Source organism: Marinobacter sp. (assembly GCF_041686475.1).
In the GTDB taxonomy this organism is placed as follows: Bacteria; Pseudomonadota; Gammaproteobacteria; order Pseudomonadales; family Oleiphilaceae; genus Marinobacter.
This window is the reverse complement of sequence record NZ_JAWLDU010000004.1, coordinates 1-22200: the sequence shown is the minus strand read 5'-3', so window position 1 is coordinate 22200 and position 22200 is coordinate 1. Positions and strand designations below refer to the sequence as shown.

Genomic DNA, 22200 nt, shown 5'->3' with positions numbered 1-22200 from the left:
AGGAGCGGCTTTGGGGTTGTCAGTGTCAGTGGCCGCATGCGCTCGCCCTTGCCGGCCGCGAGGATCATGGCTTTCACTGGCCTGATGTCTCCACTGGGCCGATCTGTTTTTCGATAGCTGGCACCACTGTGTCGGTTAGCCACTCATGGAAATGGCGCAGGGCAGCCTGTCTGCTGCTGGCCTCTACCAGGTAGCCAACGGTGCGGGGAACATCCCTGAGGAAGCCGGTCTTGCCGTCACGAATCGCCAGCCTGGCGAAAATGCCCGCAGCTTTCAGATGGCGTTGCATGCCCATGAGTTCCAGCCATTGGCGGAAGGTTTCCCGGTCCGCTTTGTGGAGGCCGGCGCTGGCACTGAGCACGCGGAACTGCTCTGTCCATTGGCTGACGCGTTCCTTCGGCCAGCGGATATAACAGTCCTTCACCAGAGATACCAGGTCATAGGTGACCGGGCCGCGCACGGCATCCTGGAAATCAATCACACCTGGCCTTTCGGTATCGGGGCGAACCAGCAGATTACGGGAATGGTAGTCCCGGTGTACTGCCACTTCTGGCTGGGCCAGGGCGCTTTCCCGCAGGAACGCGAAGGTGGTGTCGAGCAGTGCCCGTTCGCCGTTGCTCAGAGTCAGCCCCAGTTTCCTGGTCAGCAGCCAGTCCGGGAACAGTGCCATTTCCCGGTCCAGTAGAGGAATGTCGTAGGCGGGCAGGGGATAATCCGGTGTATCGCCAGCCTGTTGAATGCGCACCAGTTCATCCATTGCCGCCCCGTACAGCCGGTCAGCATTGTCGGCGTTGAGTTCGCCCAGCATCAGTTGGTCGCCAAAATCCTCCAGCAACAGCAAGCCCCGGGTCAGGTCTTCCTCAACCACATCAGGCACGGCAATACCCAGGCTGCGCCAGTAATGGGCAATGGCCACAAAGGGTTTGCAGTCTTCGTGTTCAGGAGGCGCATCCATCACAATATAATGCCGTGAACCGGTGCCATGTGGGTCGCCGCTAACCCGGAAGTAACGCCGGAAGCTCGCATCTCCGGATACCGGCCGGGGTGTTGCCTGGTCAAAACCGGGGAGGTCTCTGACCCATTCGGTGAGCATTGTCAGGCGGGTATCCATGGGTTGAGTCGTTTCCTGGCTCAGAAATTAATGGCTTGGAACCTTGCGGTCCATGGCGGAAAGTTAGCAGATCAGTATAGAGAGTAAAACGGTTTTGCAGCAATGGCCGGTTTCCGTTAACAAGGGAAAGGGCGGCGTGTAAACTAGGCCGCTGTCGGTTCGTCTCCGGCAACGGCAAACCCATTCAGCACAGGAATCTTCTCATCGTGCCAGCCCTACCAAGGAAGCTGCGAACATCGACGCACCGGTTGCGGCGCTGTTCCGGGCGCCTGAGTGTCCTGCTGGCGGGCTGTTCTGCATTGGCGCTGGCGCCGACTGTAATGGCCCAGGCATCGCCGTCTGCGGCAGAGACGGACTGGCGGCCCAAGTCGAAATTGCCCGAAGAAGTTCGCCGGTCTGTTCCGGATTTCTGCGAGGGCGGCTATCTCCCCTCTGTGGTGCCGGCGGGTGTGGAAGGCGGGGCAACTGCCAACGGCGGGCAGGCACCCTTGCACGCCAGTGGCCTCAATGCACGATACGAGATCGACAATGAGCTCTACCTCCGTGGGGATGTCCGCCTGCAACAGGCGGGTTTCAAGGTAACTGGTTCAGAGGCGCGCTATGACCAGGCTGCGGGATCGGTTGCAATCGAAGGGCCACTGACAAGCCGTGGTGAAGGGTTCCTGCTGACCGGTGAGCGTGCCAACTATGACGTGAACAGTGGCCTGGTGGATATCAACACCGCGACTTTCCTTTTACACGGCCCGGAAATGCGGGGCTCTGCCACGCAGTTGTCCCGCACCGCCGAAGATCAGGTGCAGATACGTCGGGGCTCGCTGACCACGTGTGCCCCTGATAGCAACGACTGGTCGATTGTGGCTTCTGACATCCATCTGGACCAGGGCGAGGGCGTCGGTACGGCGAAGCATGTACGCCTGGAGATCAGCGATATTCCGGTTTTCTACTGGCCCTACGCCAGTTTCCCCATTGATGATCGCCGCAAGACCGGCTTCCTTTACCCGTCTTTCGGTACGTCGAATACCGGCAGTGGCGCCTTTTTCTCAGTGCCTTACTATCTGAACCTGGCACCGCATTACGATGCCACCCTGACGCCCCAGTATATCCACGGGCGCGGGTTGTTTACCGAGGCGGAAGGGCGTTACCTGAGCAGTCTCGGGGAGTCGGTACTGCAGGTGGGCTATGCCGGCAACGATACCGAATTCGAACGTGAGTTTCCCGGCGAGGATGGTGAACGCTGGGGTCTGGATTTCAGTACCCGTGCAGCCCTGGGAGGCGGCTGGAGCGGCTATGGTGACTATTCCGCCGTCAGTGACGATGACTACCTGAGTGACCTGAATCGCAACCTTGAGATTAACCAGGCCACCCATCTGCAACGCCGTGGTGGCGTTCGCTACCGGGATTCCTCTCAGTATTTCGAGACCTATCTCAGCGGCTATCAGACCATCAGCGATTTTATTGCCGATGAAAATGTGCCCTACTCACAACTGCCGGAAGTCCTATACGGTGCCGCGGTGGATGCTGGCCCTGCAGAATTGTTACTGGAAAGCCAGTATACCTACTTCTATCGCGATAACGCCGACCTGACCGGTCTGGATCGCGCCAACGGCCAGCGCGTCAGGGCAATACCGGAGGTGGCCCTGCCCATGCGTGCGCTATGGGGCTATGCGAGGCCATCGGTCAGTGTGGATTACACCCGTTACGAACTGGAAGATTACAATCGTCGGGACCCGGGATTCGATCGCACCGTGCCGATCGCGGAATGGGATTCCGGGCTGTATTTCGACCGACAGTCCAGTGTGTTCGACATTCCCTACAATCAGACCCTCGAGCCCCGTCTTTACTACGCCTGGGCAGATGCCGACGCAGACCAGGAATTTATCCCGGATTTTGATACCACCATCCGTTCCTTCAGTTTTGACCGGCTGTTCCAGCCTAATCGTTTCAGTGGTGGCGACCGGGTGGGCGACACCAACCAGCTTACCGTGGCGCTGACCAGCCGCTTCAATGATCTTCTCACGGGCGCAGAGAGAGCCCGCTTCAGCGTAGGTCAGGTGCATTACTTCGATGACCGGGAAGTTACCCTGGCGGGGCAGGGCGCTTCGGACGCCAGCGATTCGCCACTGGCCGGTGAGATGCTTCTGCGTCCGGTCGACGGGCTTGAAATCCGCACTTCCGGGCTGTGGGAGCCAGACACTCATAAAACCGAGGAAGGTCGCAGCCAACTGGTATTTCACTCCAGTGACTACCGTTATCTGGCGAGTGTGGGCCACACCTACCGGCGAGACGAGTTCGAACAGACGGATATTGGGGGCGTTTTTCCTGTCACAGACCGTGTTAGTCTGATCGGCCGCTGGGTTCACGACTCGGAGCTTGATCGCACGGTTGGGTCACTGGCCGGGTTGGAGTACAACAATTGTTGCTGGAGCGTCCAGTTGGTACACCAGAACTACCTGACGGATGACCAGGAGCTTGAGAGCCGCATGCTGTTCCAGATACAGCTCAAGGGGCTGGGTGGCAGTGGCGGTTCATCCGATGAGATATCCGATGCCATTATCGGCTTTGATGAAAGAGAGCGCCGCCGCTTTGGCGGTCGCTGATCGATAACACACCGGGTAACGTGTGCCCGGCGAGAGGCAGTATTTTTCCATACAGAGGTGACTATGAAGGCGAACCTTCGCCATTGCGCACAAATACTACTGGTACTGACGGTTGTGACCCTGTCTGCAACCGTTCAGGCCGAACGCAAACTGCTCGATCAGGTGGTTGCGGTGGTCAATGACGATGTCATTCTGCAATCCGAGCTGGAAGCCCGGATCAATACCATCGTGGGCAGACTGCGCGCCCAGGGCACAGGCCTGCCACCCCGTGACGTTCTTGAAGAGCGGGTGCTGGAGCAACTTATTACCGAATCTATCCAGCTGCAGATGGCTGACAGGGCCGGTATGCGCATCAGCGATAACGAGCTCAACGAAACCATGGCATCCATCGCCCAGCGCAATAACATGACGTTGCAACAGTTCGAGCAGCAACTGAGCCAGGAAGGGGTAACCTATCGGGAAGCCCGCGAACAGATCCGCAATGAAATGATCACCAGTCGGGTCCAGCAACGCCAGGTTGGCAACCGGGTGCGGGTTACAGACCGGGAAGTCGAGAACTATCTGGAGGCCACGGCAGGCGACGGCAGCAGCAACGTGGAATACCAGCTTGCTCACATTCTTGTGGAAGTCGAAGACTTTAACGACGAAGAGCAGGTCACCGAGGCCCGCAACAAGATCGAGCAGTTGCGTGAAGAAATCGCGGACGGCCGGGATTTCCGTGAAGTTGCGGTGGCTGAGTCCGACGCCAGCAGCGCCCTGGAAGGTGGCGACATGGGCTGGCGCGCGAAGAATCAGTTGCCATCACTGGTTGCTGATGTGGTCCCGCAACTGGAAACCGGCACTGTGTCGCAGGTCCTGGAAAACAGCAGCGGCTTTCACCTGGTGATGGTCATGGATAGCCGCGGTGGTGAAAAAGCCGAAGTGATCGAACAGTCCATGGTTCGCCATATTCTTGTGCGTACCTCAGAAACCGTATCTGAAAGCCAGGCAGAAGAGGCGATCCGGGATATATACCAGCAGTTGGAGAACGGGGCGGACTTTGGCGCCCTGGCGCGGGAATATTCGGATGACCCGGTTTCCGGCTCCGATGGTGGCAACCTTGGCTGGGTCAGCCCGGGCCAGATGGTGCCGGAGTTCGAGCAGGCGATGATGCAGGCTGATGTCGGGGAGCTCAAGGGGCCCTTCAGGTCACAGTTCGGCTGGCATATTCTGGAAGTCCAGGATCGTCGTCAGCAGGACATCAGCGGTGAAGTCAGGGATTCAGAAGCCCGTCAGGCGATCTACCGTCGCAAATTCGATGCCGAACTGCAGAACTGGCTGCGGGAAATCCGCGATGAAGCCTTTATCGAATTCAAGAACGAAGAGTCCGGAGACAACAGCGAATCATGAAGCAACCGGTCATCCTTGCACTGACAGCCGGTGAGCCGGCAGGTATCGGCCCGGAGCTCTGTCTGCAGCTGGCGCTGGAGCAGCGCCAGCCAGGCATCGTCGTGGTGGCCAGCAAACACCTGCTGCAGGCCCGGGCAGAATTGCTCGGGCTGACCGTGGAACTGGAGGACTGGCAGCCTGGAACGCCGCCCGCCACCGCGGCTGGCCGCCTCTCTGTCATGCATATCAACGGACTGGCTTCCACGGATGCGGGCAAGCTTGACCCGGCCAATAGTGCCTATGTGGTGGAAACACTGCGAACCGCTGCCCGGGGCTGCCTTGACGGACTTTTTGACGGCATGGTGACGGCCCCTGTGCACAAGGGGGTCATCAACGATGCTGATATCGCGTTCAGTGGCCATACCGAGTTCCTGCAGGAAATCTGCGGTGTCGAACGTGTTGTCATGATGCTGGCCACCGACGAACTGCGGATTGCCCTGGTGACCACCCATCTGCCCCTGAAAGACGTCTCCGCGGCCATAACCGCCGAGCGCCTGAGCCAGGTCACCCGCATTCTGGATGCCGATCTGCGCAGGTTCTTCAGCGTTGAACATCCCAGAATCCTCGTTGCCGGCCTCAATCCCCATGCTGGTGAAAGCGGACACCTGGGCCGTGAAGAAATCGACGTAATAGAACCCACCCTGGACAGGCTCCGCCAGGAGGGAATCACTCTGAAGGGCCCACTGCCCGCCGACACCCTGTTCACCCCCCACTGGCTGGACAACGCCGATGCGGTGCTTGCCATGTATCACGACCAGGGCCTGCCAGTGCTCAAGTTCCAGGGTTTTGGCCGGGCCGTTAACATAACCCTTGGCCTGCCTATTGTTCGCACGTCCGTTGACCACGGTACCGCTCTGGACCTGGCGGGTACCGGCAAGGCGGATGCAGGCAGCCTGCACACGGCGATCAGGGTGGGCGAACAGATGGCACAATCCGCAAGAAGAGAAATCAGCGAGTGAGTAACAAGCACGGCCACCAGGCCAGAAAACGTTTCGGCCAGAATTTCCTCCACGACCCCGGAGTGATAGAGCGCATCATTCGCGCTATCAATCCCAAGCCGGATGATGCCCTGGTGGAAATCGGGCCCGGCCTTGGCGCTCTCACCGAAGAAATGCTCGCCATCAATCCCGATCTCCAGGTGGTCGAGCTGGACCGGGATCTGATCCCGGTGCTCAGGACCAAGTTCTTCAACTATCCCAACTTACGCATTCACCAGGCGGATGCCCTCAAGTTTGATTTTGGCGAACTGGTGGAGGACAGGCCCCTGAGAATCATCGGCAACCTGCCGTACAATATATCCACGCCACTGATTTTCCACCTGCTGGGCCATTCGGGCGTGGTGCAGGACATGCATTTCATGCTGCAGAAGGAAGTGGTGCAGCGGCTGGCGGCGGTTCCCGGTGACAACAATTACGGCCGGCTGGGCATCATGGCGCAGTACTTTTGCCGGGTGCAGCCGCTGTTCGAAGTGGGGCCTGGGGCGTTTCGCCCGGCTCCAAGAGTCGACTCTGCCATTGTCCGTCTGGTGCCTCACAAGACATTGCCGTATCCGGTGAAGGACTACAAACTGTTGCAGGCGGTGGTACGTACTGCCTTCAGTGCCCGCCGCAAGACCCTGCGCAAGGCCCTGGCGGGCATGGTGACGGTGGACCAGCTCAACAGCATCGGCATTAACGATGGCCTGCGCCCGGAGAATCTCGGCCTGGCCGAGTACGTGGCCATTGCCGACCTGCTGGCGGACAGCAGACCCGAAAGCCAAAGTGCCGACGAGGTAAACCATGACTGACTACGCCATTGGCGACATTCAGGGTTGCTACGAGCGCCTGCTGGACGTTCTTGCCAAGGTGAATTTTTCTCCCTCCCGGGACCGCCTCTGGGTCGCCGGTGACCTGATCAACCGTGGCCCATCCTCCCTGGAAACCCTGCGTTACATCGAAAGCCTGGGCAGTTCTGCGGTGGTGGTTCTGGGCAACCACGACCTGCACCTGCTGGCCGTGGCTCTTGGAGGCCATGCCCTCAAGAACAAGGACACCCTCACGGATATTCTTGACGCACACGACCACGAACACCTTTTCAACTGGTTGCGGCAACAGAACCTGTGTATCCACGATGCTGACCGTAACTTCGTGATGGTTCATGCCGGGTTGCCCCATATCTGGTCGGTTGATGAAGCGGTGCGTTACGGGCAGGAAGTTGAAGAGGTTATTCGCGGGCCTGAGGCAAAAAGCTATTTTGCGCAGATGTACGGTAACCGGCCGGAACGCTGGGACCCAAAACTCAGCGGAATGGACCGCTGGCGTGTGATCACCAACTACTTCACGCGTATGCGCTTTATTGCCGAAGACGGCACGCTGGAACTTGCCGCCAAGGAGTCTGCCGCATCGGCACCTGCGGGATTTGCTCCGTGGTTTCGCTTTCCGCGCGAGGACGATGTACGAGTGATTTTTGGCCACTGGGCGGCACTGGAGGGCCAGACTGAAAGCAACCGGTTTATCGGGCTGGACACAGGCTGCGTCTGGGGTGGTGTTCTTACACTGATGAACCTGGACACCGGGGAAAAGATCCACTGTGACTGCTAGACACGTAGAACCACTGCGGATCGTACTGATCTGCGGAGCCCTGTTTGCCTTGCTGGCGGTCATGGCCGGTGCCTTCGGCGCCCATGGACTGCGGGGTGTGCTCGGCGAGCGGGGCCTTGAAGTTTTCCAGACTGCCGTCACATATCAGATATACCACTCACTGGCGCTGATTCTGGTTGCGGTACTCCCGGTTGCGGGGTTGTCACGGCACCTGCTCGGTATTGCGGCCGGGTTTTTTATCGCAGGTATCCTGCTGTTCAGTGGAAGCCTGTACTTTCTGGTGCTCACAGACATTCGCTGGGTCGGGCCGGTAACACCCATTGGCGGTATCAGCTTCATGGTTGGCTGGATACTGGTGACCATTTCGGGATTCAGGCGTTAATAACAGACTTTATGCAGGTAAGGCTATGCAGGTTCAGGTAAACGGTGACCCCATGGAGCTTCCGGAAGAAGCAACGGTGGCTGTATTGATTGATCAGTTGGCACTGGCCGGTAAACGCCTGGCGGTGGAAGTGAACGAAGACATTGTCCCGCGCAGCCAGTACACCGAGTTCAGCCTCAGTGACGGCGACAGGGTAGAGGTCGTTCACGCCATTGGCGGCGGTTGAGGCTGGTTGTTTTTTATTCCCGATTTCAATGACAGGTTCAGGTGTTCAGCATGAGTGAGAGTTCCGAAAGACCCCTTCCCGAAGACAGACCGCTGGAAATTGCCGGCCGCGTCTATCAGTCCCGCCTGTTGGTTGGCACCGGCAAGTACCGCGATATGATGGAAACCGGCCATGCCATTGAGGCCAGTGGCGCCGAGATTGTCACCTTCGCGGTTCGCCGCACCAACCTTGGCCAGAACCCGGATGAGCCCAATCTGCTGGACGTGGTTTCACCCGACCGGTACACCATGTTGCCGAACACCGCCGGCTGTTACACCGCGAAGGATGCCGTGCGCACCTGCAAGCTCGCACGCGAACTGCTGGACGGCCACGATCTGGTCAAACTGGAAGTGCTGGGCGAAGAGAAAACCCTGTATCCCAACATGACTGAAACCCTGGTGGCCGCAGAAGAGTTGATCCGGGACGGATTCAAGGTGATGGTGTATTGCTCCGACGATCCCTTGCTGGCCAAACGCCTGGAAGAGATGGGTTGCATCGCCATCATGCCCCTGGGAGCGCCCATCGGCTCCGGCCTGGGCATCCAGAATCGTTATAACATCCGTCTTATCGCAGAAAATGCCAATGTACCGGTGTTGGTGGATGCTGGCGTTGGAACAGCATCGGATGCGACTCTGGCGATGGAACTGGGTTGCGACGGCGTACTGATGAATACCGCCATCGCCCTTGCACAGGACCCGATCCGCATGGCCAAAGCCATGCGTTTGGCGATTGAATCCGGCCGCGATGCCTATCTGGCTGGCCGCATGCCCAAGAAGCTCTACGCCAGTGCGTCCTCCCCCATTGATGGCACCTTTTTCTGATCTAGGGCACAATTTCGAGCTTAGGTGCCAATACAGGCGGGCGCGTCCATTCGGGACACGCCGTGAATACGTCCCTGTAGGCTCGTAAAAAACATCCCTGTTTTTTACGGTCCCGAATGGACGCGCCCGCCTGTATCCATAATTCTGAGTTAACCAGAGCGCTGCAGTCCTGTTATGACAGAACAAAAAACCAGTCGCCGGGAGGCGATTCTCCATTCCCTAGTTGAACTCCTGGAGAAAGATCCGGGAGCTAGAATTACCACCGCTGGCCTTGCAAAGTCCGTAGGGGTGACGGAGGCGGCGTTGTATCGCCACTTCCCGAGCAAACGGAAAATGTTCGAGGCGTTAATCGAATTTGCCGAGGAAGCAGTGTTTTCCCGTTGCCAGGTTATCCTGCAGGAACAGGAAGACGTGCGCGTCCGATTGCAGCAGCTGGTGCATCTGGTGCTGGTGTTTGCCGAACGTAACCCCGGGCTTTGCACGGTTCTGACAGGGGACGCCCTGATGGGTGAGGACGACACCCTGCGCAAGCGCGCCTCGCAGTTTTTCGAGAGACTGGAAACCCAGGTACGGCAAGCCCTCAAGGAAGGCGAGATTCGCCAGGGCCTGCGGCCACGGACCAGTTCGGCCCGGGGTGCGGATTTTGTGCTGGTGTTTGTTGAGGGCAGGGTGCAGCGGTTTATACGGTCCTCGTTTTCCCGGTTGCCCTCCAATGATTTTGAGGAGGCCTGGGGGTTGGTGTCTGAGGCAGTCTGGGGTGTCCACCCTTAATCCAACCTTGTGGCCAAGGTTCAATCACTCGTAGCCCGAGGCCTTGCGCAGGATTTGCCGCACCGGCTTCCATACCGCTGGCGCCGATATCAGTATATCCCGTCCCCAAAGGTCTGCCGGGTAACCATCCGGTACTTCGCTGAAATGCCCCGCCGTCGCGCCGGCTTCAAGGGCGATCAGCCGTGCAGCCGCAAAGTCCCAGGGGCTGACGTTTTCGTAGTAGATGTCCAGGCGACCGCAGGCTACCCAGCAGATGTCCAGTGCGGCGGAACCGATGCGGCGCAAATCCCGGCACTGGTGAATCATGGCGTCCAGGCGGTGTAGCAGTGGTTCCAGGCTGTCCTTGGTGTAGGGGAAGCCGGTGGCGAACAGGGAATCCCTGGGTACAGTGGCGGCGCTGTGTTCTATGGTATTGCCGTTAAGGGTGGCGCCACTGCCGCGAACGGCGCGGAAAGTTTCTCCGGAAAAAGGCGCATGCACGATGCCCACCTGAACTTTTCCCTTCTCCGCATAAGCAATGGAAACCGCCACCTGGGGATGACCATAGGCGTAGTTCACGGTGCCGTCGATGGGGTCGATAATCCACAGCGGAGTGTCCAGCTCTTCGGCCTGGCTGAGGTCGGGCATGGTTTCTTCGGAGAGGATTCGGTGCTCCGGAAAGCGCTGGCGAATGGCACCGGTGATCATTTCGTCCGCCATTACGTCGGCGTGGGTGACCAGTTCGGTCTGTTGCTTGTAGTTGGTGCGCAGGGTGTTCTCATCACGTTCCCGCTTGACCAGTGTGCCGGCTTTCAGGGCCAGCTCTTCGGCAAACTCCGCGATGGTGGCAATGGTTTCCGGGTCAGACAAGGTGGCGCCCTCCGATCATCAAATGAGGGCGCCAGTCTAGCACGATCCGCTTACAGCCCGGTGAGCCACTGCTCCATCCTGTCCATGGCTTTTACCAGCCGCGGGCAGGCCTGGTTGACGAAATCGTCGCCCAATTCCCGGTCGGTGTATTCATCGCCGGCAAGTGCCAGGGCTTCGGCACCGTCAAAATCAACGAATGCAAGGCGAGCTGCCAGGTGGTCCGGAACGAACCCGAAGTCACTGGCGGGCAGAATCGCGACGCCGGTATCTTCCAGCAGGGACTGGCAAAGCGCCTGGCTGGTTTTTATGTCCCGGCGTGCAAGAGCCTCGCGAAAACTGGAGAAATCGGGAAACAGATAAAAGGCGCCCTCGGGCTTCTGTACCACGGCGCCCATTGCAGTAAGCCTGCGATGGAGATATTCACCCACCACCTTCAACACCCTGCGTGACTGCTTCAGGTATTCGTTCAGGTCAGCGCCTCCTGTGAACGCGGCGATGGCGGCATGCTGGATGGGAGCGCTGGTAGCGGTGTAGGTTTCGCTGGCGATGATAGCCATGGCGTTCTGCAATGGCCGCAGTTCCGGAGGGAAGATGAAAGTACCCAGGCGCCAGCCACCGGCACCTGCCCATTTGCTCAGCCCGGTACTGATGATGGTGCCTTCGGGATAGTAACGGGCAATCGACTTGTGTTTGCCCTCGAAATGGACTTCACCGTAGATCTCGTCCGACAGCAGGATCAGCTTGTATTTGCGGGCTACATTGGCAATGGCCAGTAGTTGATCATCGGTATAGGTGCAGCCGGTGGGATTGGACGGATAGTTCATGATCAGTATGCGCGGACGGGAAGGGTCGTCACGGCAGATGATGTCCAGTTCTTCCGCAGTCAGTTGCCAGTTGTTTTCGGCATGGGTGGGCAGCCAGTGAACAGAGCGGCCGATGATACGGGCCTGTGGCGCGTAGGAAACCCAGCTCGGACGTGGAATCAGCAGGTCGCCGTAATAGGCCAGCTGCAGCATGAACAGCAATTCCTTGGACCCGGGGCCGATCAGAACATCTTCCCAACTGCAGCGCATGCGTTCACTGCGATTAATGTAACCGGCGATCGCTTCGCGCAGTGATTTCAGGCCTTTTACCGGCAGGTAGTCTTTCTCATGGGCGTGCTCCCGAAGAGCTGCCACTACCCGCTCCGGTACCGGAAACGGTGACTGGCCAAGCCCCAGCTTGACGATATCGCGGCCCTCTGCACGAAGCTGGTTGCTGAGTTCGTTGATGCGCAGCGTCGCGGACGGCTGTATGCCCCGCACATTCAGATTGATGGCGTAGCGATGGTCTGTCTGGATGTCCATGGTTCCGGCCGGTCCGTTGTTTGGGTGGTACCCGCAGTATAGAAAACCTTTCCGGAATCTGTGTGTTTTGTCTGATAGGTGATTGCCGCAGATGCAATGGGATGTCAGTCCGCGTCCTTGGATCTTACCGTCTTCAGGGCCTGATTGAATTCGTCCCGCAATTGCTTGCCCCGGGGATGCTGGCGTGAAAACGCAGCCCGGAAACCCCGTTCGGCTCCCACGGTTCCGGACATGGCGGTAACATCGGACAACTCCGGGTATTCTGAAAGATGTTGGTCGATCAGATAGCGACAGACCGATTCCTCGCAGATGAAAAGGTCAATGCGGCCAAGGGTAACCATTCTGAGCCCGGTCAGTTCAGGGGACTCCTGGCTGATCTGTGTCACCCTGGCATTACCCCTTGTTAACCAGTCCATGAACTCTGGCGCATAGCTGTATGCGGCGGACAATCCGATCCGCAACCCGGCCAGGTCATCCAGTTCCTGCCACTGAAGGCCACTGTCTCTACGGCTGAAAAAAACGTCGCGGGCCTGACTGAGCGGATCTGTGAAGTAGTAGTAGCTGTCCCGGTCGTGGGTGTAAGTCAGTGAATAGATCAGGTCCGAGCTGCCAGCACGGGTGGTGGCTTCTGCCCGGGCCCAGGGCAGAAGCCGGATATCGGGAAGATAGCCCATGGCAGAGAGCACCTCGCGAACGGTATCCGTATGGCTTCCTTTGACCTCACCATTTTCCAGATACTCGTAAGGCGGGTATTCGGAGGTAACCACTCTCAGTACATGGGTGTCTGCCAGGGTGAGTGTGGGCAGCAGCACCGAAAACAGCAGGACAGGTAAACGGGATAACATCAGCGTCTGAATCCACAACTGTGCATAGGGGCAGATCAGTCCAGTATAGCTGCCAGTAACATCCACTGCACGATCCCGACACGGATCTGCGTGCCGGGAAATTCCCCGTCAACGGTCAGGGCTGTCAGGCAGCGAAGGGTCGGTTACAGATCAGGGCCGAAACGATGGGGTTCCAGTTCCATGTGAACGATGCGCTGGCCGAGCATGATGATGCGGCCGATATAGCGTTCTTCGCCGGTTGATGTGAAATCAAACAGAAAGCGGCGCCACACCCGGATACGGCCATTTTCGTCGCGCTTGAACCATAGGCCACGAAGATACACCGCTTCGTCCAGCAGCATGACATCCATTTTCTTGCAGTAGTTTCTGGCTGCCTGCAGCACAAAGTCCTTTATGGCCTTGGCCCGCCACCAGTACCAGACAGCGAACCCGGCCACAAACAACCAGAACAGTGTTCCCAGCGTCATGACGCCGGGGCCGTCGTTCCGTTGTCACCATTCCCGTATTCACTGGCAGCAGAGCCGTGATGGTCACGACCCAGCAGGATGTAGAATGCCGGCAGCACGAAGATGGTGAACAGCGTGCCGATGCCAAGGCCAGTGCTGATGGTCAGGCCGATGGCGAAGCGACTCTCGGCGCCGGGGCCCACGGCGATCAGCAGTGGCACCATGGCGAAGATCAGCGCCAGGGACGTCATGATGATCGGCCGCAGGCGAATGGCCGCAGCCTCTATGACGGCATCGCGCTTGTTCAGCCCCCGGTCCACCTGAAGCTGATTGGCGAATTCCACGATCAGGATGCCATTTTTCGACACCACCCCGATCAGTGTAATCAGGCCTACCTGGGTATAGATGTTCATGCTGGCGAAGCCGAGCACAATAAACGCCATGGCACCGGCGACCGACATGGGAACGGACACCAGGATGATGAACGGATCACGCCAGCTTTCGAACTGCGCTGCTAACACCAGATAGATCACCAGCAGTGACAGGAAAAATGTCACCATCAGTGCGCTGCCCTGATTGGCAAATTGCCGCGACTCACCGGTGTAGTCATAGGAGAAGCCCTGGGGGAAACTCTCGCCGGCGGAGTCTTCCATAAAGGCCATGGCGTCGCCCACGGTCACACCCGGTGTTATCACACCTTCCAGGGTCAGTGAGTTCAGCTGGTTGAACTGGGTCCTCTGGGAAGGTTCTACCGCCTTCTCGAAGCTGATAACACTGGAGAGAGGAACCAGTTGGCCGCCATCGGCACGGATGTAGTAGTCATTCAGCGCCTGCTCGTCCGTGCGGAATTCCTGGTCCACCTGGGGGATGACCTGGTAGGAGCGTCCCTGCATGCTGAAACGGTTAATGTAGCCGCCGCCGAGCATGCTGGACATGGCCTGGCCAACGTCCTGCATGGAAAGGCCCAGGTCGGCTACCCGGTCCCGGTCAACCTTGACCTGGGTAACCGGGCGATCGAAATCGATGGATTTCTGCAGGAACATGAAGTTACCGCTTTCCATTGCCTTACCCTGGAGTTCGTCGGCAATGTCGTTCAGGCGCTCGTAACTCTCACCGGTGGTGATGACGAACTGGAAGGGCAGACCGCCGCCGGAACCCGGCAGGGACGGGCGTGGGAATACCGCAGTTTCCAGGCCGGTCACATTCTTCAGCTCTTTATCCAGCAGTGGCTGGGCTTCGGACTGGCTGATATCGCGGTCGCCCCATGGCTCCATCTTGAAACCGCCGAATACGGCATTTGGCGCGGTGATCCCGAGGATCATGAAGTCTTCGTTGTAACCGGGCACTGTCGACATCCGCTGCTGCACTTCGTCGCCGTGTTCCTGGAGATAATCCAGGGTGGATGTCTGGGCAGCCGTTCCCTGGTAGAACAGGATGCCCTGGTCTTCAGTCGGTGCCAGCTCGTTCTGGCTCATCGACACCATGAAATAGATGGAACCCAGCACCACGATTGCAAAGAAGATGACCACCGATTTGGTGTCCATCAGCGAGCTGAGTGCGCTCTTGTAGCCGTTGGCAAGCCCATTGAAGCTGCGCTCAACCAGTTGTTCGAAGCGTCCGGGATTGCCATGGGGTTTAAGAATCTTGCCTGACAGCATGGGGGACAGGGTCAGTGCCACGATGCCGGAAATCACAACAGTGCCCGCCAGGGTGAACGCAAATTCGGTAAACAGTGAGCCCACAAGGCCGCCCATGAACCCGATTGGCGCATAGACAGCTACCAGTGTAGTCGTCATGGCGATGATGGGCGTGGCCATTTCGCGGGCGCCGTTGATCGCCGCATCGAAACGGGATTCACCTTCCTCGATGTGACGGTGAACGTTCTCCACCATGATGATGGCGTCGTCCACCACCAGGCCGATGGCAAGAACCATGGAAAGCAACGTCAGCAGGTTGAGAGAGAACCCCATCATCAGCATGACGAATGCGCCACCGATCAGGGAAAGTGGAACCGCAACAGAGGGAACCACAGCAGCCCGGACGGACCCGAGGCAGAGGAAAACCACCACCAGCACGATGCCCATCGCCTCCAGCAGGGTCTTGATCACCTCGTTGATGGAGTTGTCGATAAAGTCAGAGGCGTCGTAGGCCAGGCGAACGTTGAGGCCCGAAGGCAACTGGCTTTCGATGCCAGGGAGCTCGTCTTTCACCTTCTCGGCAACGGTAAGCGGATTGGCACCGGGAGAAAGCTCGATGGCAACGTAGGTGGCCGGCTGTCCCTTGTACAGCGCAAGCTGGTCATAGGTTTCGGAACCCAGTTCGACCCTGGCGATGTCTTGCAGGCGTATCAGGGAACCGTCGGACTCCTTCACTACCAGATCCTTGAACTGCTCGGGATCACCGACATCGGTATCACTGGTCATGCTGATCTTGGTGTACTTGCCTTCCGTATTCCCCACGGCGGCCTGATAGTTGTTTCTCAGCAGCACGTCTACAACTTCATTGGGCGTCATGTCCACTGCTGACAGCCGCTCCGGATCGAGCCACACCCGCAACGCGAACTTGCGGCCCAGCAGATCGGCCTTGCCGACTCCGGATAGTGCCTGAAGCTTGGGCTGGACAACCCGTGTGAGATAGTCGGTGATCTGTGGAACTTTCAACTCATCGCTGTAAAAAGCGATGTACATCAGGGCCGTGTCGTCACCTGTGGTCGAAGTGATTACCGGGTCCTGTGCATCCGCGGGAAGCACGTTGCGCTGGCTGGCAACCTTGGCCTGAATCTCTGCCAGTGCGGCGTTGGCGTCGTAGTTCAGCTCCATCTTGGCTTCAATGGTGGACTGGCCCTGTGAACTGGTGGAGGTCAGGTAATCAATTCCGCTGGCTTCAGCGATGGCCTGTTGCAGTGGGGTGGTAATAAACCCTTTCACCAGTTCAGAACTCGCGCCCGGGTAGGACGTGGTAATGGTTACGGTCGTGCTTTCCAGCTCCGGATACTGGCGTATTTCCATTTCCATGGCGGCCCGCGCACCCAGTAACAGGATGAGTAGGCTGACCACCGTGGCAAGGACGGGGCGCTGAACGAATATATCGGTAAAACGCATTACTCGGACGCCTCCGCCGACTTGTCGCTATCTTCCTGGATTTCGACTTTCTGTTCCGCGCGTAATCTCAGCAGGCCTTTGGAGACGACCCGTTCACCCTCTTCCAGGCCATCGGTGACTGCAACACGGCCGTCACGGGTATCACCGGTCTGCACTGTGCGGCGGTTAACAATCAGGTCGCCATCGTCATTCTCTTCCACAACAAAGACATAATCGCCGTAGGTATTGTAGGAAATGGCGGTGCGAGGCAGGGTAATAACATCACGATCTTCCGGCTGGCGGGTAGCAATTGTTGCAAACATCCCCGGGCGCAGCAGGTTATCTTCGTTTTCCAGCGTGGCACGAATACGCACGGTGCGACTTTCAGGATTTACCGAGGTGTTGATGGCGCTTACCTTGCCTTCGAAGGTGCGATCAGGAACCGCTGCGACCGTTGCAGTCACATCGTATTCGCGGTCAACCCGTGGCAGGTCTTTCTCGGAAAGCGTGTAATCCACGTAGATTGGATCAAGCATGTTGATTTCGACGATGGGGGTGCCGGTACCGATATATTCACCCTGGTCTATCAGGCGCAGGCCCAGTTTGCCGTCAAATGGCGCACGGATAACCTTCTTGCTCAGCTGGGCTTCGGCTTCATTGACGCGGGCACGGGCGGCATCGAAGTTGGCCTTGGATTCATCATACCGGGACTGGGACACCGCGCGTTTCGGAAGCAGATCAGATGCCCGTTTGAACTCCTGCTCGGCCAGCTGGGCTTCGGCCCGTCGTGTGCGCAGTGCTGCCTCGTCGATGGCAGCATCAAGCCGGATCAGAACGTCCCCTTTTTCAACCGAATCACCTGACTCGAAGCTGATGGTCTCAACCACGCCTGGCAACTCATTCGCAACCTCAATGCCGTTGACCGCCTTGATACTGCCAACCGCCTTGAGCTCGGGCGTCCATTGTTCAGCTTTCGCGGTGGTTGCAGAAATTTTTGCCGGAGGTTGCGGTTGGGAGGCCTGCTCTTCCATCTGGCCAAACTGGTAGAACTTGTAACCGAAAATGCCGCCAAGTACGACGCCGAGAAAGATGATTACAATCAGGAAGCGGGAGGCAGTGCGCATAGTTCAGATCCTGGGTCGTATGTCTGTTGCAGGTGATCGTGTCAGTTTTGTAGGCTCGGACCGCCGATCCCGGTGAACGAGGTGCCCGGCGAGCAGGACGACGGTTTTGATGAGACAAAAAGGACAAAGCGTAATGCATAGCATCCTATACAATGCCGTGGTGCTTTGTCACCGATTTGTCAGTAAATATGCGTACAATTACCGCGTTGGCCAAGGACGTAAATAGGGTCTTAAGGTTGATGCCAGGAGCCCTGTTTCCGGCTATGGTGCCATACACCGAAACGATTTGTACGGCCCGGGTGCCAATAAGGATTAGAGAATGCACTGGATTCTTGGTATTGCCCTGACGGCTGCAGCCTTTATTGTACTGAAAAGATGGGGAGCGTTAACCCCCGAAAAGAAAAAGGCAGCGACCTGGAAGATTTTGCTGGTTAGTGGAGGCGCCCTGTTGCTGTTTTTGGTGCTGACCGGCCGGATACATGTGCTGACTGCCGCCGTTGCCGCCGTTTTGCCGCTGTTGAGAAAATTGCCTGCATTACTCAGGTTTGCGCCCATGATTGGCCGTATTTTCGGCCAGGGAGAAGGCGCAGATAACAGAGGTGCGGGGTCGTCCCACAATGCAGACGCCCACCAGAATCGCGAGGGGCAGCATTATCAGGCACAAACCAGTTCGGGCAATATGCCACTCAAGGAAGCGTGCGAAATTCTGGGTGTTGCTCCGGGCTGTTCACGGGACGAGGTTGTTCAGGCGCATCGGCGGCTGATACAAAAGCTGCATCCCGACCGGGGTGGCAACGATTACCTGGCTGCAAAAATCAACGAGGCGAAGGCCGTATTGCTCAGTCATCAGGCCTGACGGTACTCAGAGGACCTCCACCATTACCTCGAAGGTCTGGTTCCGCCGGCTGTCGCCGCTGGTCTGGTAGGTTATTCCGGACTGGCTGCCCGCACTTCGCTCACGGGTACTGCCGAGTTCTACCCATTCACCAGGTTCTACCCTGCGGATGGTCATCAGGGCTTCGGTTTCATAGCCGGGAACGTCTCCCTCAGGGTCCTCTTCAAAAGACACAATGTTCAGTTCAATGGCCTGATCAGAAATCACCTGGGGGCTCACCAGAAACCCGCTGCGGGTTTCCACCTGGTCGAGAAAGGCGGCCGGGTTGCGCCCGCCACGAATGGCAACCGGTACGCTGCGAACCTGCCCCGAGGTAATGTGGGCGGACTGGCCATCCTGAACCATCAGAGTGCGTTCCTGATTGCGGCGTGTGGTGGTGACCTTGCGTTCCGCCTGGACGTTGACCTGTTTGTTGTTCCCCGAGACACCCGCGCCGCCACTTTTGCTGTCAACATTGTTGCGGGAGCGGACAGTGATTCGCATCTGTGCAGGCGCCACATCCATGGTTTCCACCAGCATACCGATTTCATCCAGTACGGATGGGTCTCCGCGCACCACCATCTGCTGGCCCCTGGCGGTAATTGAAACCTGGCCGTCGGGATAGAGCTCGCGAATCTGTTGGGCCACATCCTCGGCGGCGCGCTGGTTCATCTGGTAGGTGCGTGCCTCGGGACTTGCGTCAACGGTTGCTGAAAACAGCAGGAGACATGCCAGAATAGCCGCTGTTGGCGATACAATGAGAGTGTTCATCGAAAACTCCGCGAAGGATTGAGCGGAAATTCCGCAAAAACCGGATTTACGGGTTGCAAAGCCGGAAACCTGAGAGATATATTGGAAAGCATGAAGACGACACACGCGACCTGTCAATTGAATGTTCTGCAAGCTTTCGGTGAAAAACCGTTGGCCTCGGTCGCTGCTGTGTTTTTCTGGTGGTTTGGTTATGGCTTTTATTTTAGCCACAGCCCGGGCCGCCCATAGGATCTTCATCGACCGAATAACGAGGAAGGCAGCCCGGCAGAAACCCAGGCTGCCACCGGACTCGAAAAAGCCCCGACTGGTAGCCCAGCCGGGGCTTTTCTGATTCTGACACAGGGAAACGGGAACACTGACCATGAACATCGAGACGCTGAACCAGACTAACCAGCCACCACAGATGGAGAGTGTGGGTGGAGAAGTTCTGCTGCCGACGCCGGCGGCATTTCGCACCAGGCTGCCGGTGCCGGCCCACGTACAGGCGCAGATACACCGCCACCGTGAAGCCATCCGCCGGGTCCTGAACGGTAAGGATGCAAGAACGCTGGTGGTCGTCGGTCCCTGCTCCATACACGACGAAGTGGCCGCGCTGGAGTACGGTGAAAAACTCAAGGCACTGGCGGACGAAGTCAGTGACCGTTTCCTGATTGTCATGCGTTCCTACCTTGAAAAACCCCGCACCACCGTCGGCTGGAAAGGCCTGCTTTACGACCCGGAGCGCACCGGGACCGGCGATCTCAACGAAGGCCTGCTCCGTTCCCGCCGGCTGTTGCTGAACCTGTCAGACATGGGCCTGCCCCTGGCCACCGAAGCCCTGAGTCCCTTCGCCATGGACTACCTTGGCGACCTGGTCAGCTGGACCGCCATTGGCGCCCGCACTACGGAATCCCAGGTACACCGCGAAATGGTCAGTGGTCTGCCGATGCCAACGGGGTTCAAAAACGGCACCGATGGCAGTATTGGCGTGGCTATTAATGCCATGAAGTCAGCTTCGCATCCTCATCACCGGTTCGGAGTGGGGAGCAATGGTGCGCCGGCGATGATTACCACCGGGGGCAATCCCGATACGCATCTGGTTTTGCGTGGTGGCCGGGGTATTACCAATTACGATGCCGATAGTATCCGGGAAGCTATGGATGCCTTGTCCACCGCGGGCGTTTCTGCTTCATTGATGGTTGATTGCAGTCATGACAATGCCGAGAAAAAATCAGAGCGACAGATTGATATTGCACGGGAAGTAATGGCTCAGAAATGCGCCGGTAATTCAAAGATTGTCGGTTTGATGCTGGAAAGTTTTCTCGAAGAAGGTCGTCAGAACGATTCCGATGATCTGGTCTACGGCTGTTCCCTCACCGATCCCTGTATCAGCTGGGCGCAAACGGAAGAATTGTTGCGTGGCCTTTGAGCAGGCTCTGGTGCATGCGCCGGTCTGGTCGGTTTGCCCAGGGCATTTCAGGTCACTCTTTGCCCTGAATGCTGCCCTCTCCGGAAACCGTTGAAAATAGCAGCTGTCCTGCGAGCAACAGTAAGACGCCTCCCATAAGGCGGTCCAGCCAGTAGCCGAAGCGGTTAAAACCCTTGCGGATTTGCGGCAGCGTGAAGAATACCGCTACCGCCATAAACCACAGCCCCGTTGCAACCGCCATGTAGATGCCATAGGCGGACTGAATGGCGATTGATGTGCCGGGACTGATGATCACAGAGAATAGTGACACGAAAAACAGCGTTGCCTTGGGATTCAGGGCGTTGGTGAGAAAACCCAGGCGAAAAGCTGCCGGCCCGGACTGTTGTTCGCCGTTGACAGTTTCCACATGGATGCTGCGAGCCTTCGAACGCAGGCACTGAATAGCAATCCAGGTGAGATAAAGGGCGCCCACCACCTTGAGAATGCTGAACAGCACCAGGGACTGCTGGATTATCAGGCCGATCCCCAGCAGGGAATAGCCCACGTGAATGAGTATGCCCGTGCCGATGCCGAAGGCGGTCAGCAGCGCGTTGCGGCGACTCTGGCAAAGGGCCTGGCGAAGCATCACGGCGAAGTCCGGGCCGGGGCTGGCGACGGCGAGGAAGTGAACGATGGCAACGGTAATGAACTCCGGCCAGTAATTGTGCATGCCTGTTTGTCTCCTGGGGCGATTCCGGGGCAGGATGTCAGTCTAGAAGTTCGGGCATGAAAAGTCCTGTGCAGGTTGCAACGAGTGCCTGACACGGAACTGAACCATTAACTGATTTCCCCTCTATACTCAGGCGAGTGTATGAAACATTCCGATTGGCAAGGAGTTGTTGACGTGGACAAACGCAAGGTAGATGTCGCGGTTATCGGTGCGGGTACCGCTGGCATGGGGGCCTATCGTGCTGCCCGCAAACATACCGACAACGTTGTGATGATTGAGGGTGGCCCCTACGGGACGACCTGTGCCCGGGTCGGCTGCATGCCCAGCAAACTGCTGATTGCCGCAGCAGACAGCGTCCATCACTTGCACAGGGCACCGATGTTTGGAGTGCATCCCGGTGAGGTTCGCGTTGACGGCAAGGCGGTGATGGAAAGAGTGCGCAGTGAGAGGGATCGGTTCGTGAGTTTCGTGTTGGAAGCTGTCGAGGGTTTCCCCGAGGAACATCGCGTCCGGGGTCACGCCCGTTTCCTGTCACCACACCGGATCATTGTCGGCAATAACCTGGAAATAGAGGCCGGGCGAGTGGTCATCGCCACGGGGTCGAGGCCGAGCATCCCCGGATTTCTCAAGGACGCCAAGGATCGACTGATCGTTAACGACGACATCTTTGAGTGGGAGGACCTGCCACAATCAGTGGCGGTATTCGGCCCCGGCATCATTGGCCTGGAACTGGGGCAGGCACTCCACCGGCTGGGTGTGCGGGTGCGGATGTTTGGTGTCAGTGGCGGCGTGGG

The 22200-nt window shown here is 58.0% G+C and carries 22 protein-coding genes; 12 read left to right on the top strand and 10 right to left on the bottom strand.

Annotation, left to right across the window (positions count from 1 at the left end):
- Together ACESMB_RS01795 and ACESMB_RS01790 are read right to left on the bottom strand one after the other, a co-directional pair.
- Window positions 1-77 (bottom strand): sugar phosphate nucleotidyltransferase (locus ACESMB_RS01795; RefSeq protein ID WP_372970821.1); only part of this gene is annotated, 77 nt, incomplete at its 3' end.
- Window positions 74-1111 carry an aminoglycoside phosphotransferase family protein gene (locus ACESMB_RS01790; RefSeq protein ID WP_372924947.1) on the bottom strand — a complete coding sequence of 346 codons (1038 nt, stop codon included), beginning with the start codon at window positions 1109-1111 and terminating at the stop codon, window positions 74-76. The genes ACESMB_RS01795 and ACESMB_RS01790, both read right to left, overlap by 4 nt.
- Before the next feature lie 320 nt (window positions 1112-1431).
- Here ACESMB_RS01790 and ACESMB_RS01785 point away from each other — a divergent pair, with 320 nt between their 5' ends.
- The 9 genes from ACESMB_RS01785 to slmA all read left to right on the top strand — a co-directional run bounded on the left by ACESMB_RS01785 (window position 1432) and on the right by slmA (window position 9954).
- The gene (locus ACESMB_RS01785) at window positions 1432-3708 is read left to right on the top strand and encodes an LPS-assembly protein LptD (RefSeq protein ID WP_372970820.1); all 2277 of its coding nucleotides are present in this window, start codon (window positions 1432-1434) and stop codon (window positions 3706-3708) included.
- Between the two features lie 63 nt (window positions 3709-3771).
- Complete coding sequence (locus ACESMB_RS01780) at window positions 3772-5097, top strand: peptidylprolyl isomerase (protein WP_372924946.1); 1326 nt, start codon at window positions 3772-3774, stop codon at window positions 5095-5097.
- Window positions 5094-6095 (top strand): 4-hydroxythreonine-4-phosphate dehydrogenase PdxA, encoded by a 1002-nt coding sequence (pdxA, locus tag ACESMB_RS01775; RefSeq protein ID WP_372924945.1) that lies wholly within the window; start codon window positions 5094-5096, stop codon window positions 6093-6095. Before ACESMB_RS01780 ends, pdxA begins: the two co-directional genes overlap by 4 nt.
- Window positions 6092-6922 (top strand): 16S rRNA (adenine(1518)-N(6)/adenine(1519)-N(6))-dimethyltransferase RsmA, encoded by an 831-nt coding sequence (rsmA, locus tag ACESMB_RS01770; RefSeq protein ID WP_372970793.1) that lies wholly within the window; start codon window positions 6092-6094, stop codon window positions 6920-6922. The genes pdxA and rsmA overlap by 4 nt, the downstream gene beginning before the upstream one ends.
- A complete protein-coding gene (locus tag ACESMB_RS01765) occupies window positions 6915-7715 on the top strand; it encodes a symmetrical bis(5'-nucleosyl)-tetraphosphatase (RefSeq protein WP_372924943.1) in 801 nt (266 codons plus the stop codon). Before rsmA ends, ACESMB_RS01765 begins: the two co-directional genes overlap by 8 nt.
- The gene (locus tag ACESMB_RS01760) at window positions 7705-8097 is read left to right on the top strand and encodes a DUF423 domain-containing protein (protein ID WP_372924942.1); all 393 of its coding nucleotides are present in this window, start codon (window positions 7705-7707) and stop codon (window positions 8095-8097) included. Before ACESMB_RS01765 ends, ACESMB_RS01760 begins: the two co-directional genes overlap by 11 nt.
- A 25-nt stretch (window positions 8098-8122) precedes the next feature.
- Window positions 8123-8323: a sulfur carrier protein ThiS gene (gene thiS / locus ACESMB_RS01755; RefSeq protein WP_372924941.1), complete on the top strand. Its 201-nt coding sequence runs from the start codon at window positions 8123-8125 to the stop codon at window positions 8321-8323.
- A gap of 50 nt (window positions 8324-8373) precedes the next feature.
- Window positions 8374-9183, top strand: a complete 810-nt coding sequence (locus tag ACESMB_RS01750; RefSeq protein WP_372924940.1) for a thiazole synthase — start codon at window positions 8374-8376, stop codon at window positions 9181-9183.
- Window positions 9184-9357: 174 nt separating this feature from the next.
- Window positions 9358-9954: a nucleoid occlusion factor SlmA gene (slmA, locus tag ACESMB_RS01745; RefSeq protein WP_372970792.1), complete on the top strand. Its 597-nt coding sequence runs from the start codon at window positions 9358-9360 to the stop codon at window positions 9952-9954.
- Between the two features lie 24 nt (window positions 9955-9978).
- On the opposite strand, the gene ACESMB_RS01740 is transcribed toward slmA, so the two are convergent.
- The 6 genes from ACESMB_RS01740 to ACESMB_RS01715 all read right to left on the bottom strand — a co-directional run bounded on the left by ACESMB_RS01740 (window position 9979) and on the right by ACESMB_RS01715 (window position 17644).
- Window positions 9979-10803: an inositol monophosphatase family protein gene (locus ACESMB_RS01740; RefSeq protein WP_372924938.1), complete on the bottom strand. Its 825-nt coding sequence runs from the start codon at window positions 10801-10803 to the stop codon at window positions 9979-9981.
- A gap of 50 nt (window positions 10804-10853) precedes the next feature.
- Window positions 10854-12149, bottom strand: a complete 1296-nt coding sequence (locus tag ACESMB_RS01735; RefSeq protein ID WP_372924937.1) for a pyridoxal phosphate-dependent aminotransferase — start codon at window positions 12147-12149, stop codon at window positions 10854-10856.
- 104 nt (window positions 12150-12253) lie between these two features.
- Window positions 12254-12994, bottom strand: a complete 741-nt coding sequence (locus tag ACESMB_RS01730; RefSeq protein WP_372924936.1) for a substrate-binding periplasmic protein — start codon at window positions 12992-12994, stop codon at window positions 12254-12256.
- A 143-nt stretch (window positions 12995-13137) separates the two neighbouring features.
- Window positions 13138-13461, bottom strand: a complete 324-nt coding sequence (locus ACESMB_RS01725) for a DUF3301 domain-containing protein (RefSeq protein ID WP_372924935.1) — start codon at window positions 13459-13461, stop codon at window positions 13138-13140.
- A complete protein-coding gene (locus ACESMB_RS01720) occupies window positions 13458-16541 on the bottom strand; it encodes an efflux RND transporter permease subunit (RefSeq protein ID WP_372924934.1) in 3084 nt (1027 codons plus the stop codon). The genes ACESMB_RS01725 and ACESMB_RS01720 overlap by 4 nt, the downstream gene beginning before the upstream one ends.
- Window positions 16541-17644 carry an efflux RND transporter periplasmic adaptor subunit gene (locus tag ACESMB_RS01715; RefSeq protein WP_372970791.1) on the bottom strand — a complete coding sequence of 368 codons (1104 nt, stop codon included), beginning with the start codon at window positions 17642-17644 and terminating at the stop codon, window positions 16541-16543. Before ACESMB_RS01715 ends, ACESMB_RS01720 begins: the two co-directional genes overlap by 1 nt.
- 319 nt (window positions 17645-17963) lie before the next feature.
- Between ACESMB_RS01715 and ACESMB_RS01710 the strand changes: the two genes are divergently transcribed.
- The gene (locus ACESMB_RS01710) at window positions 17964-18500 is read left to right on the top strand and encodes a DnaJ domain-containing protein (RefSeq protein WP_372924932.1); all 537 of its coding nucleotides are present in this window, start codon (window positions 17964-17966) and stop codon (window positions 18498-18500) included.
- Between the two features lie 6 nt (window positions 18501-18506).
- On the opposite strand, the gene ACESMB_RS01705 is transcribed toward ACESMB_RS01710, so the two are convergent.
- Window positions 18507-19289, bottom strand: a complete 783-nt coding sequence (locus ACESMB_RS01705; protein ID WP_372924931.1) for a secretin N-terminal domain-containing protein — start codon at window positions 19287-19289, stop codon at window positions 18507-18509.
- A 361-nt stretch (window positions 19290-19650) separates the two neighbouring features.
- On the opposite strand from ACESMB_RS01705, the gene ACESMB_RS01700 reads away from it, so the two are divergent.
- Entirely contained in the window at window positions 19651-20697 is a 1047-nt protein-coding gene (locus ACESMB_RS01700) for a 3-deoxy-7-phosphoheptulonate synthase (RefSeq protein WP_372924930.1), read from the top strand.
- Between the two features lie 52 nt (window positions 20698-20749).
- Here the strand turns inward: ACESMB_RS01700 and ACESMB_RS01695 are convergent, their stop codons facing one another.
- Window positions 20750-21406 carry a LysE family translocator gene (locus ACESMB_RS01695; RefSeq protein ID WP_372970790.1) on the bottom strand — a complete coding sequence of 219 codons (657 nt, stop codon included), beginning with the start codon at window positions 21404-21406 and terminating at the stop codon, window positions 20750-20752.
- Window positions 21407-21580: 174 nt separating this feature from the next.
- Here ACESMB_RS01695 and ACESMB_RS01690 point away from each other — a divergent pair.
- A partial coding sequence (locus tag ACESMB_RS01690; protein WP_372970819.1) for an FAD-dependent oxidoreductase occupies window positions 21581-22200 on the top strand: 620 nt, incomplete at its 3' end.

What these genes read in the sequence shown, in the direction of transcription:
- ACESMB_RS01720 (WP_372924934.1), bottom strand. Translation starts at nt 16,541, where the DNA reads ATGCGTTTTACCGATATATTCGTTCAGCGCCCCGTCCTTGCCACGGTG.
- thiS (WP_372924941.1), top strand. Translation starts at nt 8,123, where the DNA reads ATGCAGGTTCAGGTAAACGGTGACCCCATGGAGCTTCCGGAAGAAGCA.
- ACESMB_RS01695 (WP_372970790.1), bottom strand. Translation starts at nt 21,406, where the DNA reads ATGCACAATTACTGGCCGGAGTTCATTACCGTTGCCATCGTTCACTTC.
- ACESMB_RS01715 (WP_372970791.1), bottom strand. Translation starts at nt 17,644, where the DNA reads ATGCGCACTGCCTCCCGCTTCCTGATTGTAATCATCTTTCTCGGCGTC.
- ACESMB_RS01730 (WP_372924936.1), bottom strand. Translation starts at nt 12,994, where the DNA reads ATGTTATCCCGTTTACCTGTCCTGCTGTTTTCGGTGCTGCTGCCCACA.
- ACESMB_RS01790 (WP_372924947.1), bottom strand. Translation starts at nt 1,111, where the DNA reads ATGGATACCCGCCTGACAATGCTCACCGAATGGGTCAGAGACCTCCCC.
- ACESMB_RS01700 (WP_372924930.1), top strand. Translation starts at nt 19,651, where the DNA reads ATGAACATCGAGACGCTGAACCAGACTAACCAGCCACCACAGATGGAG.
- slmA (WP_372970792.1), top strand. Translation starts at nt 9,358, where the DNA reads ATGACAGAACAAAAAACCAGTCGCCGGGAGGCGATTCTCCATTCCCTA.
- ACESMB_RS01785 (WP_372970820.1), top strand. Translation starts at nt 1,432, where the DNA reads ATGGCCCAGGCATCGCCGTCTGCGGCAGAGACGGACTGGCGGCCCAAG.
- ACESMB_RS01735 (WP_372924937.1), bottom strand. Translation starts at nt 12,149, where the DNA reads ATGGACATCCAGACAGACCATCGCTACGCCATCAATCTGAATGTGCGG.
- ACESMB_RS01725 (WP_372924935.1), bottom strand. Translation starts at nt 13,461, where the DNA reads ATGACGCTGGGAACACTGTTCTGGTTGTTTGTGGCCGGGTTCGCTGTC.
- ACESMB_RS01710 (WP_372924932.1), top strand. Translation starts at nt 17,964, where the DNA reads ATGCACTGGATTCTTGGTATTGCCCTGACGGCTGCAGCCTTTATTGTA.
- ACESMB_RS01750 (WP_372924940.1), top strand. Translation starts at nt 8,374, where the DNA reads ATGAGTGAGAGTTCCGAAAGACCCCTTCCCGAAGACAGACCGCTGGAA.
- ACESMB_RS01705 (WP_372924931.1), bottom strand. Translation starts at nt 19,289, where the DNA reads ATGAACACTCTCATTGTATCGCCAACAGCGGCTATTCTGGCATGTCTC.
- ACESMB_RS01780 (WP_372924946.1), top strand. Translation starts at nt 3,772, where the DNA reads ATGAAGGCGAACCTTCGCCATTGCGCACAAATACTACTGGTACTGACG.
- ACESMB_RS01765 (WP_372924943.1), top strand. Translation starts at nt 6,915, where the DNA reads ATGACTGACTACGCCATTGGCGACATTCAGGGTTGCTACGAGCGCCTG.
- pdxA (WP_372924945.1), top strand. Translation starts at nt 5,094, where the DNA reads ATGAAGCAACCGGTCATCCTTGCACTGACAGCCGGTGAGCCGGCAGGT.